The organism is Flavobacterium flavigenum (genome assembly GCF_027111255.2).
In the GTDB taxonomy this organism is placed as follows: domain Bacteria; phylum Bacteroidota; class Bacteroidia; order Flavobacteriales; family Flavobacteriaceae; genus Flavobacterium; species Flavobacterium flavigenum.
Genome location: NZ_CP114285.2, coordinates 2,867,437 through 2,887,245 on the forward strand (window position 1 = coordinate 2,867,437; position 19,809 = coordinate 2,887,245).

General features: G+C 34.2%; 14 protein-coding genes. 7 read left to right on the forward strand and 7 right to left on the reverse strand.

Annotated elements, in window-relative coordinates; translation table 11 throughout:
- Window positions 1–363 precede the first annotated feature (363 nt).
- Window positions 364–1,401, forward strand: coding sequence for an aldo/keto reductase (locus OZP09_RS11705; RefSeq protein WP_269233874.1), 1,038 nt, complete (start codon window positions 364–366; stop codon window positions 1,399–1,401).
- Window positions 1,402–1,467: 66 nt separating this feature from the next.
- On the opposite strand, the gene OZP09_RS11710 is transcribed toward OZP09_RS11705, so the two are convergent.
- Window positions 1,468–2,091 (reverse strand): murein L,D-transpeptidase catalytic domain-containing protein, encoded by a 624-nt coding sequence (locus OZP09_RS11710; RefSeq protein WP_269233876.1) that lies wholly within the window; start codon window positions 2,089–2,091, stop codon window positions 1,468–1,470.
- Window positions 2,092–2,115: 24 nt separating this feature from the next.
- Window positions 2,116–3,276, reverse strand: a complete 1,161-nt coding sequence (locus OZP09_RS11715; RefSeq protein ID WP_281309432.1) for a vWA domain-containing protein — start codon at window positions 3,274–3,276, stop codon at window positions 2,116–2,118.
- Between the two features lie 192 nt (window positions 3,277–3,468).
- Here OZP09_RS11715 and OZP09_RS11720 point away from each other — a divergent pair, with 192 nt between their 5' ends.
- Complete coding sequence (locus OZP09_RS11720; protein WP_281309433.1) at window positions 3,469–5,289, forward strand: tetratricopeptide repeat-containing sensor histidine kinase; 1,821 nt, start codon at window positions 3,469–3,471, stop codon at window positions 5,287–5,289.
- Window positions 5,286–6,035 (forward strand): LytR/AlgR family response regulator transcription factor, encoded by a 750-nt coding sequence (locus tag OZP09_RS11725; RefSeq protein WP_269233880.1) that lies wholly within the window; start codon window positions 5,286–5,288, stop codon window positions 6,033–6,035. Before OZP09_RS11720 ends, OZP09_RS11725 begins: the two co-directional genes overlap by 4 nt.
- A gap of 163 nt (window positions 6,036–6,198) precedes the next feature.
- Here OZP09_RS11725 and OZP09_RS11730 read toward each other — a convergent pair whose 3' ends face one another.
- From OZP09_RS11730 to panC, 5 genes are all read right to left on the reverse strand, one after another.
- The gene (locus tag OZP09_RS11730; protein WP_269233882.1) at window positions 6,199–8,163 is read right to left on the reverse strand and encodes a transglycosylase domain-containing protein; all 1,965 of its coding nucleotides are present in this window, start codon (window positions 8,161–8,163) and stop codon (window positions 6,199–6,201) included.
- 17 nt (window positions 8,164–8,180) lie between these two features.
- Window positions 8,181–9,542, reverse strand: coding sequence for a DNA repair protein RadA (radA, locus tag OZP09_RS11735; RefSeq protein ID WP_281309434.1), 1,362 nt, complete (start codon window positions 9,540–9,542; stop codon window positions 8,181–8,183).
- Window positions 9,542–10,699, reverse strand: a complete 1,158-nt coding sequence (locus tag OZP09_RS11740) for an alpha/beta hydrolase (protein ID WP_269233883.1) — start codon at window positions 10,697–10,699, stop codon at window positions 9,542–9,544. The genes radA and OZP09_RS11740 overlap by 1 nt, the downstream gene beginning before the upstream one ends.
- Before the next feature lie 164 nt (window positions 10,700–10,863).
- On the reverse strand, window positions 10,864–11,214 hold the full coding sequence (gene panD, locus OZP09_RS11745; RefSeq protein ID WP_223682073.1) for an aspartate 1-decarboxylase: 351 nt from the start codon (window positions 11,212–11,214) through the stop codon (window positions 10,864–10,866).
- A 14-nt stretch (window positions 11,215–11,228) separates the two neighbouring features.
- A complete protein-coding gene (gene panC / locus OZP09_RS11750) occupies window positions 11,229–12,107 on the reverse strand; it encodes a pantoate--beta-alanine ligase (RefSeq protein ID WP_281309435.1) in 879 nt (292 codons plus the stop codon).
- Between the two features lie 78 nt (window positions 12,108–12,185).
- Here panC and OZP09_RS11755 point away from each other — a divergent pair, with 78 nt between their 5' ends.
- From OZP09_RS11755 to OZP09_RS11770, 4 genes are all read left to right on the forward strand, one after another.
- Window positions 12,186–12,992, forward strand: a complete 807-nt coding sequence (locus tag OZP09_RS11755; protein ID WP_223682071.1) for a glycogen/starch synthase — start codon at window positions 12,186–12,188, stop codon at window positions 12,990–12,992.
- Between the two features lie 21 nt (window positions 12,993–13,013).
- Window positions 13,014–14,759 carry a BamH family beta-barrel-assembly machinery protein gene (gene bamH / locus OZP09_RS11760; RefSeq protein WP_281309436.1) on the forward strand — a complete coding sequence of 582 codons (1,746 nt, stop codon included), beginning with the start codon at window positions 13,014–13,016 and terminating at the stop codon, window positions 14,757–14,759.
- 11 nt (window positions 14,760–14,770) lie between these two features.
- Complete coding sequence (gene glmS / locus OZP09_RS11765) at window positions 14,771–16,618, forward strand: glutamine--fructose-6-phosphate transaminase (isomerizing) (RefSeq protein ID WP_281309437.1); 1,848 nt, start codon at window positions 14,771–14,773, stop codon at window positions 16,616–16,618.
- A 296-nt stretch (window positions 16,619–16,914) separates the two neighbouring features.
- A complete protein-coding gene (locus OZP09_RS11770) occupies window positions 16,915–19,749 on the forward strand; it encodes a TonB-dependent receptor domain-containing protein (protein WP_281309438.1) in 2,835 nt (944 codons plus the stop codon).
- The last annotated feature ends 60 nt before the right edge of the window (window positions 19,750–19,809 follow it).

Here is a 19,809-nt window from a genome sequence, read left to right on the forward strand (position 1 = left end):
AGAGTATGAAACAAAATTAACTGGTAAAATCAGCATTTTTATGGATTTTCCGACCTTTTAGATGAAAGACATTATTAGTCGATGAGCGACCTGTTTTGAATTAAAAAAAGTAAGAATCGAAAGTATTTACTTACAGTAAAAATTGGATAATTCATAATAAAAAGTAAGTTTAAAACTACGTATAAAAACATAAAACGTCTGATTTTCAACATTCCATGTTTTTTTTATAACTAAAGAGGATATAAAAGTTAAATTTCTTTTAGTCAGTAGGAACATAGAAAACTTTAAGTCCTTTTTAACTTTAGGTTTTTTCATTTAAAAAATACGGTTGTATCTTTGAGAAGTTATACAATACCGCAAAATATGAAATACACTATTCTCCCTAATACAGCTATATCAATAAGCAAAATCTGCCTGGGTACAATGACCTTTGGGGAACAAAACACAGAAACTGAAGGGCATCAGCAAATGGATTATGCATTTGAAAATGGTGTCAATTTTTTTGATACAGCCGAAATGTATTCGGTTCCGGCACGTGAAGAAACTTATGGAAGTACCGAGAAAATAGTGGGTAGCTGGTTCAAAAAAACCGGTAACCGTGATAAAATAATCCTGGCTTCAAAAATCGCGGGACCAAATCCAAATTTTGGCTACATGCGTGAGAAATTGGATTTCTCTCCGGCAAGTGTCAAATATGCTTTGGAAAACAGCTTAAAACGCCTGCAGACAGATTACATAGACTTATATCAACTGCATTGGCCGGAACGCAAAACTAATTGTTTTGGTCAACGGGGATTTAAAGTTCAGGATGAAGCCTGGGAAGATAATTTCAGGGAAGTTTTGGAAACTTTTGATGTTTTGATTAAAGAAGGTAAAATAAAACATATTGGTGTTTCAAACGAAAATGCCTGGGGAATGATGCGTTTTCTGGAGGAAAGCAAATACCAAAACTTACCAAGAATCAAAACGATTCAAAATCCATATAATTTATTAAACCGCCTTTTCGAAGTGGGTTCTGCCGAAGTTTCTGTACACGAAAATGTTGGATTGTTAGCCTATTCGCCATTAGCTTTTGGAGTTTTATCGGGTAAGTTTTTAACAGGAGAACCGCACACAAATGCCAGAATCAATCTTTTTCCGCAATACAAGCGTTACAACAGCGAAGAAAGCACTCGGGCAACTCGTTTATATCAGGAAATAGCTCATAAACATGGATTGACTTTGACTGAACTGGCTTTAGCTTTTGTATTACAGCAGCCTTTTTTAACAAGTGCAATTATTGGTGCTACAACATTAAATCAGTTAAAAGAAAATATTGCAACTGTTGATGTAACCCTTTCAAAAGAAATCATAGCTGAGATTGAAGAAGTTCAGGCTATTATTCCGGATCCTGCTCCTTAAATTCAAATCATTAAATACAAAATCCCGACAACCTTACAGTTATCGGGATTTATTTTTAGGATTCATTTAATAATACATAACCAAAATGATTTTCTTTTTTGAATGATCAATCAGCTTTTCCACAGTTCCAAAAAACTTTTCATTCACCATTGGGCAGCCAAGACTGTTGCAGATAGTATAAGGCTGTTCTTCAAAAGGGACATCGAAATATTTATGAAGGACTATATTTCGGTCAAAAGCATTACTGTTTGTTTTTTCTAAACCATATAATTTATACGATTTACCAAATTTTCCGGTGTAAGAACCGCCAATTGCATATTTTCCTAAAGAACTGCAATTAGAATTTTTTACGTTGCTAAACTTTAGTTTACCAATAATACCCGTTTCTGATCCTGAACCATGTCCTACCAGCCCTTTATCGAGTAATTTATCATGTTTTAAATCGTAAATAAAAAACCGGTGTTTTCCTGATGCTATCTTCATGTCTAATAAGAAAGCAACATCTGAATTATATTTCAGAGATTCCCCCAAAAATCTCCTTATAACAGCTGCTTCCTTTTTTAGATTCTCTTCATAAGAATAAACCGGCTTTTCATTTATACTTTTTAAATCTTTGTCCTTGTCATTTCTGCATGCAAAACCCGCGCCAAAAATTCCAGTTAAAAGCAAGATTAAAATATTCTTTCTCATATTTACAGATTGGCTTTAGGATTGCTATTTTTCAACCGTGTATCCTTTCACCTTTGCAAACCCCAATATTGATGTATTGATAGCATTACCTAAATCATCTTGCTTTTTACTTTTCTTAGACTCTGAATCAATATATTCCTGACGCTTTTTAGCCAACACACTAATTTCTTTTTGGATTGTTTCTCTTTCCTTTGATTTTTGAGCCACAAAAGTTTTTATCTCTTCTGCTGATTTATTTTGAAGCTCAACAGGCAACTCTTCTTTTTTGATTTTCGAAATAGCCGTTGCATCATCTTTTACTTTGTCAACCAGATCCCAGCTTTCGTTTTTATAAATGGCTTTTGATTTACTCACAGCGCGTTCTGTATAATTGGATGCCGAAACTTTTTTTGCGTTTTGGTCCTGCATATTTTGATTCATTTTTTTCTCATATCCTTTTGAACCATAATTGATATACGTTTTATTTATTTTTTCGTCGCATTTTGAAATTTCATTATCATACGGAGTAACTATATACTGCACAGCCTGATTTGAATCGATATTAAAATATTTTCCTTTACCATAATCGGCACCATCTTTCCAGAGAATGTTTATACCTTCGGTTTTATTGCCGCAAAAAATAGTGTTAACGTAAATATCATGCTGCAAGGCATCACTAATCGCTTCCTTATAATTGATCCCGCCCTGATTAAAATCTTCATTTCCGGCAATATAAATGAGTTTCATATTACTTTTTTCTCTCGCCCATTTTAATTGTTTGGTGGCATCCTGAATTACGGCTCCGCAATATTCATTTCCGCCATTGGTTCTTAAAGCAAACAGCTTTTCAGAAATCAAATCCAAATCTGTCGAAAGGGGTGTTACTTGTCGTATATAATTGGATTGCTTCGATAATCCGTCATTTCCGTATTCATACAAAGCAATTTCGATATCCGGGGTTTTGCCATCGTATTTCAAAGTCGTCAAAGTATTGACAATATTCCAAAGCCTTGATTTCGCCTGATCGATTAATCCGTCCATACTGCTCGAAGTATCCAATAAAAGCGCGACCTGAATTTTTGTGTTTTCATTTGTAATTGTTTTTTTAATCCTGGTATCTTTCGTTGGATTTGCATTGGATGAATTGCAGCTTACAAAACTGATTACAGTTGCCAAAATTGCGGAGATAAATAAGTTTGATTTCATGGTTGTCTGATTTTAAAGGTTCGATTACAGACCAAACTTAGAAACTAAAAATCCTCGTTTTTTGAAGAAATGGTGAAACCGTGTTTTGACTTGGTGAAACAAGTTGTAAACGGAACATAAAATACTTTACTTTACATTGTTATTTTTAAACGTTCGAAATTTCCGGAACTCAAGTAACATAATTGTAATAATATGAGACGTTTATTATCCATTACTGTTTTTTCGTTATTTATATTGTTGTTGCTACCTTTTAAAATAGCAGCACAGGATACTATTTCAAAAAAGAAAGCGATCCGTGTATCAAAAATGAGCAAAGCAGCAAAAAACTTAGAGAAGTCCCTGGATGTAAACGATGAAGGACAAATTGCCAAAAACTATGAAACGCTGGCAAATGAATTTCTAAATAAAGGGAATAATGTAAAGGCGGAGGAATATTATAAAAAAGCATTGACAAGTTATACAAAACTTAAGCTTACTGAAGACAAGGTCCGTGTTACGAGAAATCTTGCAAAAGTTCAGGAAAACCAAAAAAACTTTGATTTAGCAATTAAAAATTATGAAGCCGCAGGTTCATTGGCAAAAGATGCTTCTGAAGAAAAAATCAATATAAATGATGCCAATCGTTTACGTAATAGTTCAAATCCCGCCAGTCAAACCGATTATGTCGATTCGAATATTGAATTGCTGAAAAAAGAAAATAAAAGCAAGGAAGTTACGGAAGCTTATGTCCAGAAAGCGCAGAATTCATTAGACCTTAAAGATAAAAAGGTTGCCATAGAAAGCTATAAAAAAGCCCTTGTGTATGCAAAAGACAAACCTGAAGCTGTAATTAAAATCAAAAACGAAATTGCCAAAGTTTACGCATCAGATAATCAGTTTGAAGAAGCAATTGGCATTAACGAAAAGCTTTTGGCGGAAGCCGTCACAAAACAGGATTTTAATACCCAAATAAAACAATTACAATCGCTGGCTTCGCTTTATTTAAAAAAAGAAGAACCAAACAAAGCCGTTTTATCATTGAAAGAAGCGTATGATTTGGCCTCCCGTAAAGGAAATTCAGCAGAAGCGAAAAAAACGTTATTAGAACTGGTGCAATATTATAAAGCTGAAGGAAATGAAAAAGAAAGCATGGCGCTTTATGAAGGATTTCTTAAAAATTTCGATCAGTTAATCCAATCGGATACGACCTTAATTAATACTAAAAAATTCCAGATTACCGAAGGTAAAATTCGCCAGCTGGAAAAAGAAAAATCGCTTAAAGATGAGTTAATCACAAAGAAAAACACCTTCAATTATTTTTTAATAGGATCTGTTATATTGCTCTTGGTTCTGTTTCTTTTTATTGTAAAATCGCTTTATTCCATCAAAACAAAAAACAAAGAAATCGCTTTGCAGTCATTACGCCGGGAAATGAATCCGCATTTTATTTTCAACAGTTTAAATAGTGTGAATCAGTTTATTTCTGAAAATAAGGAACTCGAAGCTAATAAATATCTCACTTCCTACTCTACTTTAATGCGCGATATGATGGAAAACTCTAATAAGGATTTCATTATTTTGGATAAAGAAGTGGAACGGTTACAAAAATACCTGGATCTCGAACATTTGCGTTTTCAGGATAAATTTGATTTTGAAATTACGGTGGATAAAGAACTAGATGCCGAAACTGTTTTTGTACCCAATATGATCATTCAGCCACACTTAGAAAATGCGATTTGGCATGGTTTGCGTTATCTGGATAAAAAGGGATTTTTACATCTAAAATTTCAATTAAGCGAGGGAAAAGTAAATGTAATTATTGAAGACAACGGAATTGGTTTAACCAAAAGCCAGGAACTTAAAACCAGTAATCAGAAAGTACATGAATCACGAGGGCTCAACAATACAAAAGAGCGAATCAGTTTGCTGAATGAATTGTATAAGAAGAACATTTCTTTTGCAATCAAAGAGAAAGAATTGCCCGAATCCGGAACTGTAGTTGAAATCATTTTTCCATTAATCGATACGATATGATGCCTTTTAAAAAGATAAAAAGTGTAATTGTAGAAGATGAACTGGCAGCACGAGAAGTGCTCAAAAATTATCTGAGCAAATATTGTCCACAAGTAGAGGTAGTTGGTGAAGCACAGAACATAAAAGAAGCGGTTCCGTTGTTACATGAAATTCAGCCACAATTGGTTTTTCTGGATGTGGAAATGCCTTTCGGGAATGCTTTTGATGTTTTGGAAGCCTGTAAAGACCTGCAATTCGAAACCATATTTGTAACAGCTTTTTCTGAATATTCCTTAAAAGCCTTAAATCAAAGTGCTGCTTACTATCTTTTAAAACCTATTTCTATAGAAGAATTGATTGTAGCTGTAAACAAGGTGCATCATCAAATCATGAATCAGGAAATCTTTAACCGGAATAAAATTATTGTCGAAAATTTTCATGAGTCAAAACCTGAAAAACAACAGGTCATCCTGCCAACTCTGGAAGGATTTGAAGTCGTAAAAATGGAAGAAATCGTACGACTTCGAGGTAACGGCAACTTCACCGATTTGTATTTGAATAATGGCAGTAAAAAAATGGTCTGCCGGTTTTTAAAACACTTTTCAGAGATTCTGCCATTGCCTTTTATACGTGTCCACAAATCACATATTATCAATATGAATTGTGTGAAATCGTATAATAAAGGAGGAATCATAACGCTCAATAATGGATCTGAAATTGAAGTTTCACCAACTTACAAGGAAGAGTTTTTGAAGAATTTTAAATAGTGTTGCCACAAGGCAGAAATTTTTAACCCCCAATATTGTCATTTCGACCTTTTGGGAGAAATCACACTAGAAACTCGACAACAGTGAGTTGCGCTCCCTCAGTGATTTCTCCTTTCGTCGAAATGACAAACCTTAACAATAAGTTTATAATCATCACAAAATTCTATAAATCAAACTCATCATTCACTGACAAAGAATCAACAGGAATCTGAGTCGAATCCGGCACTTTAATTTTGATTAAAGAACGTGCATTGCCAGATATGTACACCGGCAATTGACCAAGTGTATCCTCCGGAACCAAAAGACCTCTGCGGAACATCAAATTCTTTAAGAATTTTTGATTTTGCAAGGCGTAATCTTTAAGGTTTCCCTGATCATTAAACTGATACATGAATTTTCGAGGCTTTGGGATAATCGTTGCCAGGTATAAACATTCATCAACACTTAAATCAGATGGACTTTTCTGGAAATAAAACTGACTTGCTTCTCCAATTCCGTACACATTTGGTCCCCATTCAATAATATTGAAATACACTTCCAGCATTCTTTCTTTACTTACAATTCGGTTATTTTCTAAAATATAGACCAATAAAATTTCTTCCAGCTTTCGCGAAAGTGTTTTTTCACGAGTTAAAAAAACGTTTTTAATCAACTGCATACTAATGGTACTGGCGCCACGAGAGAATTTTTTCGTCCTGATGTTTTTTAGAATCGACTGCTTGAAAGCTTCATTGATGAATCCGCGGTGCGAAAAGAATGACGGATCTTCGGTCGTCAATACACATTTTTGCAAATAAGGTGATATCTGATCCAAAGGCGTATAATTAGGATTTGCAGCTCCTACTAAAACAGGACGCTGCAATACATTCTGAATAATAGCACGATAAACAAACTCACCGTTTAGTTTATTCAGATTAGCTTCTCCGTATTTCGTAATTCTAAGATTCTCTTTATTAAGTTTACTGTCAAAAACTAAAGTATTAGGTTTGTTTTTATTGAATTTAAAATCCAGTTTATAATCAAAATTACCAGTCGCTTCCATTCCCTGAAAATGCGTAAACAATCCATCAGGCAATGAAACAATAAAATCCTGTGCCTTCATTTTAGGAATATCCACTTTCAAAGTATAAACTGTATCCGATTCTGTATTGTACGAAACATACGGTTTCACTTTTATTTTGTTGAGCTGCATGGTTGATGTGCTGTCAATCGAAATAAAATCAGATCCTAATAAAAAGCGATAATCAAATCGTGCATTTTTTATGACAACATCCTTACTCGCAATTTTAGGATGGTTAATTTTTAAATTGGCAATAGAAGTATATCCGTCAATATGTAACTCGCTTCCGTCTTTATCAATATTAGCAACATTTAAGCGTATCGAATCAAAACTTGCTTTTAAATTATACCGTTCGTCTAAATAAGGAACTCTGATAGCTCCGGTATCCAGATTGAAAAACCTAATGTCCGCTTTTTTATTTCTTGGATCAGCAAAACCTTTTATATTCCAGCGCTGATCAAAATTTTTGCTTTGAACATGCAAATTTGTGGTTAGTTGTTTGTTCTGCAAAACCAGTTTATTAATAGCAATACTTGCTTTTTTACCATTGTCATCAATTTTGAAATCCAGGTTTTCCAGTTTCATATCGGTCGGAACCAGATTCAGTAATTTTGTAATAATGCGATAAGCAACATCAGCATATTTACGTTTTTCATCTGATGTTTCTTCAGTATCATTCTTTTTCAGAAAGGCATCAAAATTTCGAATCTTACCTTTTTTAACTAATTGAATGTAACCGTCGTTAATTTTTAAAGTGCCGAGCTGTACATCACCAATTAACAGATTACTAAGGCTTATGGTAGTTTCTACCTGTTTAATATTGAAAAGAGTGTCAGCATTTTTTGGAACTAAAACAATATCAGTAAATTTAACTCCCGACAAACCATCAAAAGAAGCTTCCTTTATTGAAAAATCACTATTGTAATCAACAACCATTTTGTGCGTTACCTTTGCAATAACTTGTTTTAAAAGCGAATTACGAAAAGAGTATAATCCGATACAAAGCAAAATAAACACTACCAGAAGTATTTTAAGAGCTTTGACTATTTTTTGTTTTGGAAATCGCATAAAGAAATTTATAAAAATTAACCAAACAGAATACTTGCCACATCTTCAATTTTAGCTACAAGTTCAATTTTAATACCTGTATTTTTCAGGGCAATTTTATTATATCTGGATACAAAGATAGTATTGAAACCTAATTTTTCAGCTTCCTGAATACGCTGATCTACACGGTTAACAGGTCGAATTTCACCCGAAAGACCTACTTCACCGGCAAAACAGAAACCTTTTGTAACCGGAATATCTTCATTAGAGGATAAAATGGCAGCCACAACAGCCAAATCAATCGCAGGATCATCAACAGAAATTCCACCCGTCACATTCAGGAAAACGTCTTTTGCGCCTAATCTAAAACCGGCTCTTTTTTCAAGAACAGCTAAAATCATATTAAGCCTTTTGGCATTGTAACCTGTTGTACTTCGTTGTGGCGTTCCGTAAACAGCTGTGCTAACCAGCGATTGTATTTCAATCATCAACGAACGCATGCCCTCCATAGTTGTAGCAATAGCAGTTCCCGACATTTCTTCATCTTTATGCGAAATCAAAATTTCCGATGGATTGCTTACTTCTCGTAAACCGCTTCCCAGCATTTCGTAAATGCCCAATTCAGCAGTTGAACCAAAACGGTTTTTTAGGGAACGTAAAATTCGATAAACATGATTTCTGTCGCCTTCAAATTGTAAAACGGTATCCACCATATGCTCCAGAATTTTTGGCCCGGCAATATTTCCATCCTTGGTAATATGCCCGATCAAAATAACAGGAATATTGGTTTCTTTTGCAAATTTGATCAACTCGGCTGTAGTTTCCCTAATTTGAGAAATACTTCCCGCAGTAGATTCGATATAATCAGTATGAAGTGTCTGAATCGAATCAATAATTACAATTTCAGGCTGAATTGCTTCAATCTGTTTGAAAATATTTTGCGTTTTGGTTTCCGTGAGGATATAACAATTATCACTGTCTGGCGTAATTCTTTCTGCACGCATTTTTATTTGTTTCTGGCTTTCTTCACCGGAAACATACAAAGTTTTGTAAGGTAATTTTAATGAAATTTGCAGCAAAAGAGTACTTTTACCAATCCCGGGTTCGCCACCCAAAAGTGTTAAAGATCCGGGAACTATTCCTCCACCCAGTACCCGGTTCAGTTCACCGTCAGTAGTATCCATTCGGATTTCCTGAGCCGAATCGATTTCATTAATTTTTAAAGGCCGAGGTGCTTTTCCTGTTGGGGTTGGTTCACTTTTCCAGGCTACTTTTTCCTGCTTCTGAATAATTTCTTCGGCAATAGTATTCCATTCCTTACAGGCGTTGCACTGCCCCTGCCATTTGGCATATTGTGTACCACAGTTTTGGCAAAAGAAGGAAGTTTTAACTTTAGACATTATTTTGATTTTTTGGCAAGCGTATTCATTTCATCAATTTTCTCGTACATCATATCTTTTGTCAGCTCACCAATTGGCTGCATTTGTGAAGCATTTTGATATCTTTTTGATGCTCTTTTCGGATCACCTCTTTTTTCATACATCAAACCTAATTCGTACTCTCCCAACATTGCCAAAGGATAATCAACATTTGCAATTTCTGCCATTTTCTCTAACTCATCGTAGGCATTTCTTTTCAAAATAAGATTTTCAACAACTTTAAAATCATTTATTCTAACAGGAATATCGACACCCAAAACTTCTGACATCGTATTGTATTTATTTTCTAAATAATTAGCATAGCCCGATTGGAGTATAGCGATCTTATCTTTAAACTCAACCGAATTAATAGGTTTGTAAACCTCAAAAATATGATACAAAGCATTTGGAATAGAGTATAAAACTTCTGAATAATGAGTCGAATTTTTAAACACATCATATTTAAAGTTGACCAAAGGATTATTAGCAATTTTAATATTGCCGGCTAACTTTTCTATTGGTTCTTTTATTTTAGTAATATCTCCGTCTGCCGCTGATAAATAATAAAAAAATGGTTCTTTTACTTTCGCAAATTTCTCAGGTATACGTACTTCCATTTTTGGTGCAAGCTCAGGACTTAAACATATATAGCCATTAAAAAGAGGGATTTCTTTATATAAAAAGAAGTTTGTAAAACTGGCTGTTATATCATGTCCTGCAATAATCCTGAAAGGAGCGGTACGATATTGTTTTTCAATATAAGGAACCAATTCAGCTCCGATGAATTCAAAAAATTCTGCACCTTTTTCAAACGGAACACCCTGATTTTGATCGATTGTAGAATCATCATGGCGTTCTCCGTCGTGATTTTGGTGAATTCCGATAATAATCATTTCAGGTAAGTCATCCCAGTAAACACCGTAGCTTAAAGCTCCTGAAAAAGCATCAAACAGATAATCTCCATCCAGCAAATACAAAACAGGGTATTTCTTAGAGGGACTTGTTTCATAAGAGGCAGGAAGTCCAATAGTAATTCTTCTGTCAGCACCCAGTTTTTCAGATTTAACGGTATCGAATTTCTTTTGTGAAAAAACTGACGCAGAGAGTAATAAAGCAAAAAACAAATAAACTTTTTTCATGAATTGGGGAAAATTAAAAAGTATTAAAATAAGATGGCAATATAATACTTTATTTGCTTTTTTGTTAAAGAGGGCTTTTAAAAAGAAAAGAAATTTAAGACAAAAGAAATCTGCTTTGTGCAAAATAAATTTGACAAATAAAAAAAATTAAAAAGAAGTAGTGATTAAGTTAGGGAATTATCATTTTCATTAGGAAAAACAATCCATGGTTTGAAGGTTTTAGCTTCTTCAAATTCCAGGGTTGCATAGGATATAATAATGATAATATCATCTTTTTGAACTTTTCTGGCTGCAGGGCCATTCAGTGTAATTTCGCCTGAATTTCTCTCACCTTTTATAGCGTAAGTTTCAAAACGTTCTCCATTATTAATATTAACAATAGATACTTTTTCGCCTTCAATAATATTTGAGGCTTCCAGTAAAGTTTCATCAATAGTAATACTGCCGATATAATTTAAATCAGCCCCTGTTACTTTAACACGATGAATTTTTGATTTTATAACTTGAATTTGCATGTTGCAAAGGTAAATTAATTTAATGAAATGGTATCAATTAGCCTTATAGAATTAACAAATACCGCTATAAATGCACGGTATTTTTTGTCATTAATTTTATGCTCTATTGGTAACAATGTCGATTCGTCAGCAATTACAAAATATTCGAGATCAAATCTTTCATTGTCCTTAAAGGAATTTTCTACAAATTCTATAGTTTCCTCCGGGCTTTTAGTACTGAATATTTCTTTAGCTTCGGTCAGGGTTTTGTAAATAATGGCTGCTTCTTTTCGTTCCTCAGAAGTTAAACGTTCATTTCGCGAACTCATTGCCAATTGGTTTTCTTCTCTAAAAATAGGACAACCTACTATTTTAACCTGCAAATTGTTTTTTTCAACCAGTTTTTTCACAATCTGCAATTGCTGAAAATCTTTCTCTCCAAAATACGCATTTGTAGGTGAAACAATTTCAAACAATCGCTTAACGATAGTTCCAACACCGTTAAAATGTCCAGGTCTGAACTTCCCTTCCATCTGATTTTCTAATCCATCAAAATCAAATGATTGTGAAATTGTATTTCCTTCGTAAATATCATCTACAGAAGGAGCATATAAAATTATTTTATCACTTAAACCCCTCATTTTCCTTACATCTTCTTCAAGTGTTCGAGGATATTTTTCAAGATCATCAGGATTATTAAATTGTGTAGGATTTACAAAAATACTCACAACAGTATCATCATTTTCTTTAAGCGAACGTTGCATCAAAGCCAGATGACCCTGGTGTAAAGCACCCATTGTTGGCACAAATCCTACAGTTGAATTTGCTGTTTTGATAGTTTTCAAATAGGCTATCAGGGCTACTTTGCCGTAGAAAATATGCATGTCGGTATTATTAAAATTTAGTGCAAACATAATATATTAGTTATAAACTGCATAAATTTTTGTAATTTTGCAACGTTTTTATTACCAAAAATTAAGTAAATTACTATTATGAAAGAGAAGAGGATATTATATGTATCATCTGAAGTCGTGCCTTATTTGGCTGAAAATGAGGTTTCATTAATGTCTTACGATGTGCCTAAAATGATAAACGATCAGGGCGGCCAGATAAGAATTTTCATGCCTAGATATGGAAACATTAATGAAAGAAGGCATCAATTGCACGAAGTAATCAGACTTTCAGGGATGAATTTGGTAGTGAATGATTTAGATATGCCCTTGATTATCAAAGTAGCATCTATTCCGAAGGAAAGAATTCAGGTTTACTTTATAGATAATGATGAATATTTCAAAAGAAAAGCAACTTTTGCTGATGAAGAAGGTGTCTTATATCCTGACAATGATGAAAGAGCCATCTTTTTTGCAAAGGGTGTGGTTGAAACTGTAAAAAAACTGAATTGGGTTCCGGATATTATTCACGTTCATGGATGGCTTGCTGCTATGCTGCCAATTTACATGAAACATTACTATAAAAACGAAGCTTTATTTTCTGAAACCAAGATTGTGACCTCTGTTTATGGTCAGTCTTTTGATGAAAATCTGGATCTGGAAATGATCAACAAAGTAAAATTTGATGGTGTGCCTCATGAGAATATTGCTGATTTAGAAACCCCTAACTACGAAAACATTCTAAAAGCAAGCATTTTACATTCTGATGCCGTGATAATAGCTTCAGAAAACGTGTCGCCAAGTTTAACAAAATTTATAGAATCTTCAGGAAAACCTTTTTTACCTTTCACCACGAAAGATGCATTCGCAGAGGCGTATACAAATTTCTATAAAACTATGGGGCTTTAAATTTTAACATTATTATTAAACATGTACAATACTTCTTTTTTTAAGAAAATTCTTTTAATAGCAACAGTTGCTGTGTTTTATTCCTGCGATAAAGATTTCAATACAGTTGGCGAAGACTTAATTGGGAACAATGATAATTTTGATCTGGAAGCAAAAGACGACTATACTGTTACCGCCTATAATAAAAAAGTGACTCCTGTTGCCTCTAATAATTTGCCTATAAATGCATTGGGAATTTATGAGAATCCTGTTTTTGGCACAACTACAGCAAATTTTAATACTCAGGTGAACTTAGCCTCTTATGCCCCTGCATTGGGATTTGGAGCAGTTATTGACAGTGTAACATTAAATATTCCTTACTTTATAGATCCAACTAAAACTACAATAAGTACAGAAGGTAAAAGAACCTATGTATTGGACTCTATTTATGGACCTGAAACCGGAATATTTAAATTAAGCGTTTACGAATCTGGCATTCTACTAAACAACTATAATGCTAATAATTATGATATCAGTCAATTTTATAATACTGATAGAAACAGTGACTTTCAAACACAGGCTACAACTAACCCTAATGTATTTGGATTAAGATTAAACAACTCAACCAATACAGCTGAAAATGATCAATTCTTTTTTAGCTCAAAACCAATAATAGAAAAAACTGCAGCAACTACCACTACCGCAGAATCGTCTAAAATAATCGACCCTGAAATGCGTTTGCATTTGGATAAGGATTTTTTCAAAGCCAAAATATTTGATGCGCCAGCAAACAAATTAGCCTCACCCGATGTATTTAAAAACTACTTTAAAGGATTATATTTTAAAGTTGAAAAATCAGGAACTTCTGCAGGCAGGATGGCTATGATGAATTTTAATAAAGGAAAAATAACAGTTTTTTATAAAGCTAAAACAGCTGAGAAAGATGCTGAAGCTGTAGCAAAAACCTTTGTTATTAATTTAACCGGAGACAGCAATACTAACGTAAACACCGTCAGCCTCTTAGAAGAAAGCAATCCTGTTTCTGATTATACAACTGCTACCGCAGATGATGTTACCCCAGACGAAAAGCTCTATTTAAAAGGAGGCCAGGGGTCAATGGTCGTAATTGAACTTTTTGATAAAACCGATTTAGTACATTATGTAAATGGAGAACCTGTAACAGGATCCAATGGTGTATCTGATGAATTAGACGAGATCAGAAACAATGTTACTTATAAAAAATGGCTTGCAAATGAAGCTAATTTAGTTTTTACTATTGATTCTCAAAAAATGTCAAGTCTAATTGGCAATGACCCAAAAACAATTGCAACCGAACCGGGCAGAATCTATTTATATGATTTAACAAATAACACCGTATTAACTGATTACACTTTAGATCGTACATCAAGTATTAACGGTGATCCTAAAAAAAAGAGGACGGTTTTTAATGGCATGATTAGTATTGATCCAACAACGAAGATAGCTACTTACAAAATAAGAATCACAAATCACATTCGAAATCTTATTAAGAATGCTGATGTTACCAATGTAAAATTAGGCTTAGTTGTCACTGAAAGCATCGATATAACATCTTCATCAAAACTGGATAAAACTAAAGTATTACCTAAAATTAACAATGAAAGCTTTTTAACTGAAATACCGACAGCATCAGTGATGAGCCCATTAGGAACAGTATTATTCGGAAGCAATATTCCGGAAAGCGATCAGGCTAATTATGATAAAAGAGTAAAACTTCAAATTTACTACACAAAACTGAAACCAAATTAAAAAAATAACATATGTGTGGAATTGTTGGATATATAGGTCACAGAGAGGCTTATCCTATTGTTATTAAAGGATTAAAGCGCCTCGAATACAGAGGATATGATAGTGCCGGCGTAATGTTATACGACCAGAAAAACATAAAACTTTGTAAAACGAAAGGAAAAGTTTCCGATCTTGAAGAAAAAGCAAAAACAGATTTCACAACCAACGGAACTATAGGAATTGGTCACACACGCTGGGCAACCCATGGAGTTCCTAATGATGTAAACTCCCACCCGCACTTTTCAAATTCCGGAGAGTTAGTCATTATACATAATGGAATTATTGAAAACTATGCTCCGCTTAAAGAAGAATTAATCAAGAGAGGTTACAGCTTTAAATCGGATACGGATACTGAAGTTTTAGTAAATCTTATTGAAGAAGTTCAGAAAAATGAAAATATAAAACTTGGAAAAGCAGTGCAAATTGCCTTAAATCAAGTAATAGGCGCTTATGCTATTGCCGTTTTTGACAAAAAAAATCCGGATGAGATTGTGGCTGCACGATTAGGAAGTCCATTAGCTATAGGTGTTGGAGAAGATGAATTTTTTATCGCTTCTGATGCTTCCCCATTTATCGAATACACTTCAAATGCGGTATATCTGGAAGATGGAGAAATGGCAAACATCAGATTACACAAACCTCTTAAAATCAGAAAAATAAAAGATGATTCATTAGTTGATCCTTACATACAGGAACTTCAGATGAATTTGGAACAAATTGAAAAAAGCGGCTACGATCATTTCATGCTAAAAGAGATTTATGAGCAGCCAAATGTCATCAAAGATACTTACAGAGGAAGACTTCACGCCAATGAAGGAATAGTTCAGATGGCCGGTGTCGAAGATAATATTGAAAAATTTCTGAACGCACAAAGAATTATAATTGTAGCCTGTGGAACTTCATGGCATGCAGGATTAGTTGCAGAATATATTTTTGAGGAATTTACACGTATACCTGTTGAAGTAGAATATGCTTCTGAATTTAGATACAGAAATCCAATCATAAACAAAAACGACGTTGTTATTGCTATTTCTCAATCCGGAGAAACTGCTGATACCATGGCTGCTATTAAATTAGCAAAAGAAAACGGTGCTTTTGTATTTGGAGTTTGTAATGTTGTTGGATCATCCATTTCAAGAGAAAGTCATGCTGGTGCCTACACACATGCAGGACCTGAAATTGGAGTAGCTTCTACTAAAGCTTTTACAACTCAGATTACAGTTTTGACAATGATTGCTTTAAGATTAGGAAAAGCTAAAGGCACCTTATCAAACACTGACTTCCATACCTTTTTACAAGAACTGGAAATAATTCCTGAAAAAGTAGCCGAAGCATTAGAAACGAACGAAAGAGCCAAAGAAATTGCGGCAGCTTTTAAAGATGCGCCAAACTGTTTATACTTAGGACGCGGTTATAATTTCCCTGTGGCTTTAGAAGGCGCATTGAAATTAAAAGAGATATCTTATATTCATGCTGAAGGATATCCAGCGGCAGAAATGAAACACGGTCCGATTGCGCTAATTGACGAGCAAATGCCTGTTATCGTTATCGCTCCAAAACAAGGACATTATGATAAAATTGTAAGTAACATTCAGGAAATCAAATCGAGAAGCGGAAAAATTATCGCTGTAGTTACCAAAGGTGATACCCAAGTTCGTGAATTAGCAGATTATGTTATAGAAATTCCGGAAACTTCTGATGCATTGTCTCCATTAATTACCACAATTCCTTTACAGCTTTTATCTTATCATATTGCTGTAATGAGAGGCTGCAATGTTGATCAGCCCCGCAATCTTGCAAAGTCAGTTACGGTAGAGTAATTTTCATATAGACACTAAAATTAAAGCGAGATTTTCATCTCGCTTTTTTATTATCACATTTTTTTCTTCTTGATGCAATTTTTAAGATTAATTCAGTTTTTTTCTTAAAATTATTATGTATGCATACTATTTTTCATTCTTAGCATTTCTTTCTTGATTTTAATTTAATAAAAACACATATTGAATACCTAAAATAAAGCATATATTTATGATAAATATTAATTTTTTTTAACGTTTTTTTATTAATATTAAAATTATTTGTATTTTGGCTATACGAACTAACAAAAAAACTACCAATGAGAGCATATTTACTAATTATGTTGTTTATCAGTGGATTATCTTTTTCACAAAGTACCATTACCGGAACTGTTACAGACAACAACAAACAATCAATTCCCGGAGCCAATATTAATGTCGTTGGAAGTTCAACCGGAGTCTCAACAGACTTTGATGGGACATTTAAATTAAACACGCCATCAAAACCTCCTTTTACTATTAAAATATCTGCTGTAGGTTTCGAAACAAAAACCGTTAATATTACATCATCAAATCAAAATGTAAAGATAGTTTTGAATGAGGAAGAAACTAAACTTGACGAAATAGTTGTTTCAGCCTCCCGAACTCCAGAACGCATCTTAGAATCTCCAGTAACTATTGAAAGAATGGGTATTCAGGATATTAAAAAAACCGCCTCTCCTTCTTTTTATGATGGTCTTGAAAATCTAAAAGAGGTCCAGATGAATACAAGTAGTATGACTTTTAAATCCGTTAATACAAGGGGATTTGCTACAGTAGCCAATACACGTTTCCTACAGTTGGTTGACGGAATGGACAACTCATCACCACTTCTAAATTTCGTTTTAGGCAATATGATTGGGGTATCTGAGATTGACGTCCAAAGCGTCGAACTTTTGCCTGGCGCTTCATCTGCACTATATGGTGCAAATGCTTTTAACGGAATTTTGTTTATGAATAGTAAAAGTCCATTTACCAATCAGGGAGTTTCTGCTTATTTTAAATACGGAACGACATCTCAGGAGGCGGCTGGAACAAATAGCTACTATGATTTGGGAATACGATTTGCACACGCTTTTAATAAATATTTTGCCGCCAAAGCAAATTTCACCTATATGGAAGCCACAGATTGGTATGCAACAGATTATAATGACAAAACAATAGCAGGCATAGACAGAACAAACCCAAATTATGACGGTATAAACGTTTATGGAGATGAAGCCACCACAAATATTAAAGGGGTAGGGCAAAAATTAGCAGCATTGGGCATAATACCTGCCGGAGCAGTTAATCTTTTGCCCAACAGCAATGTGAGCAGAACAGGATACAATGAAACAGACCTTACAAACAATAAAGCCGGAAACACTAAAATCGATTTTTCTTTTCACGGGAGACCTTTTGGGGACGAAAGATTAGAAATTATCTGGCAAAGTAAATTTGGTTTCGGAAATGCAGTATATCAAGGAGCCAATAGATATTATTTAAATGATTTTTTTATGCAGCAGCATAAATTAGAATTTAAAGGAAAGAATTTCTTCCTAAGAGGATATATGACTACAGAAGATGGCGGACACTCTTATGACATGGTTTTTACCGGAATCAATGTAAACAGAAAATGGAAAGATGATAATACCTGGTTTGGACAGTATGCAGGTGCATACATACAGGGAACTTTAGGAGGCATGACTCCACAACAAGCTCACGCAGCTGCAAGAGCAACTGCTGATACCGGACGTTTTTTACCCGGAACTCCGGAATTCCAAAATGCTTTCAAGCAGGTAATAGCTGATGAAAGTGTGCTTACAGGATCTAAATTAGTAGACAACTCCAAAATTTATCATTCAGATGCAAATTATAATTTCAAAGATATTATAAAATTTGCCGAAATTCAGGTAGGCGGATCTTACAGATTATACGAATTAAATTCTCATGGAAGAATCTACACTGATGCAAACGGACCAATCAGTTATAACGAATATGGCATTTACAGCCAATTAACAAAAAGATTCCTTGATGACAGATTAAAGTTTACAGGATCTATTCGTTATGATAAATCTAAAAACTTTGAAGGAAATTACTCCCCAAGATTATCTTTTGTCTATTCAGGAGGAGAAAAGAAAAATCACAATTTTAGAGCTTCTTTTCAAACAGGTTTCAGAAACCCTACAACGCAGGATCAATACATAGGATTTAATATTGGTAGAGCAGTATTAATAGGCTCCGCTCCGGATAACCTGACTAGGTTTAGCGAAACATTTACACTGAGCGCAGAAGGCCAAAGCTATAACGGCAGCCCAACCAAAATTATGACAGGAGAAAACGCATATAATAACTCCTATCTTGCAAGTTCAGTTGAAGCCTTTAGCGCATTAGCAGGAACTAATCCTGTTGCCGCTGCAGCTTTGCTAAAGAAAACAAGAGCAAATTATGTTAAACCTGAACAGGTAAAAGCTTTTGAATTAGGATACCGCTCTGTTTTTGAAGATATTTCAATAGATCTTAACGGATATTATAACATTTACAACGATTTTATCGGAAATCTGAATGTTGTTTCTACTTATTACGGAACTGCACAGGACAATCCAAACTTACCAGTTACACCTCCGATTACTGATCCAGGAGCACAATCGATACGAGCACTTCAAAACGGGGAGTTCAGAGCTTATCAGATATATACAAATTCAGATGTAGAAATTCATTCGCTTGGATTTGGAGTAGGGCTTTCAAAAAAGATAATAGCTGATTTTGAATTGGGATTAAATTATAACTATGCCCAATTTGATTTTGACCAATCAAAAGACCCAAGCTTCGAAGCTGGTTTCAATACTCCTAAACACAGATTTAAAGCTTCAATCGGAAATCAGAAATTATTTGAAAATTTTGGTTTTAATGTGAGTGCAAGATGGAATAGCGAATACGAGTGGCAATCCACTTTTGCTGACGGCACTATAGAGTCAGCAACTGTAATCGATGCACAAATAAATTATGCAATACCTAAATTAAAATCCACATTCAAATTAGGAGCTTCAAATATTGGAGGAAAGGAATATACACAAGTAATTGGTGCAGGATCAATAGGCCAGCAATATTTTGCTTCCTGGACTATTAATCCATAATTAAAATTTACAAAATCAACACATTACTTACTTGTTCAAAACTTTGACAGGCAATAATTT

What these genes read in the sequence shown, in the direction of transcription:
- glmS (WP_281309437.1), top strand. Translation starts at nt 14,771, where the DNA reads ATGTGTGGAATTGTTGGATATATAGGTCACAGAGAGGCTTATCCTATT.
- panD (WP_223682073.1), bottom strand. Translation starts at nt 11,214, where the DNA reads ATGCAAATTCAAGTTATAAAATCAAAAATTCATCGTGTTAAAGTAACA.
- OZP09_RS11770 (WP_281309438.1), top strand. Translation starts at nt 16,915, where the DNA reads ATGAGAGCATATTTACTAATTATGTTGTTTATCAGTGGATTATCTTTT.
- OZP09_RS11710 (WP_269233876.1), bottom strand. Translation starts at nt 2,091, where the DNA reads ATGAGAAAGAATATTTTAATCTTGCTTTTAACTGGAATTTTTGGCGCG.
- OZP09_RS11720 (WP_281309433.1), top strand. Translation starts at nt 3,469, where the DNA reads ATGAGACGTTTATTATCCATTACTGTTTTTTCGTTATTTATATTGTTG.
- bamH (WP_281309436.1), top strand. Translation starts at nt 13,014, where the DNA reads ATGTACAATACTTCTTTTTTTAAGAAAATTCTTTTAATAGCAACAGTT.
- OZP09_RS11725 (WP_269233880.1), top strand. Translation starts at nt 5,286, where the DNA reads ATGATGCCTTTTAAAAAGATAAAAAGTGTAATTGTAGAAGATGAACTG.
- radA (WP_281309434.1), bottom strand. Translation starts at nt 9,542, where the DNA reads ATGTCTAAAGTTAAAACTTCCTTCTTTTGCCAAAACTGTGGTACACAA.
- OZP09_RS11705 (WP_269233874.1), top strand. Translation starts at nt 364, where the DNA reads ATGAAATACACTATTCTCCCTAATACAGCTATATCAATAAGCAAAATC.
- OZP09_RS11755 (WP_223682071.1), top strand. Translation starts at nt 12,186, where the DNA reads ATGAAAGAGAAGAGGATATTATATGTATCATCTGAAGTCGTGCCTTAT.
- OZP09_RS11730 (WP_269233882.1), bottom strand. Translation starts at nt 8,163, where the DNA reads ATGCGATTTCCAAAACAAAAAATAGTCAAAGCTCTTAAAATACTTCTG.
- OZP09_RS11740 (WP_269233883.1), bottom strand. Translation starts at nt 10,699, where the DNA reads ATGAAAAAAGTTTATTTGTTTTTTGCTTTATTACTCTCTGCGTCAGTT.
- panC (WP_281309435.1), bottom strand. Translation starts at nt 12,107, where the DNA reads ATGTTTGCACTAAATTTTAATAATACCGACATGCATATTTTCTACGGC.
- OZP09_RS11715 (WP_281309432.1), bottom strand. Translation starts at nt 3,276, where the DNA reads ATGAAATCAAACTTATTTATCTCCGCAATTTTGGCAACTGTAATCAGT.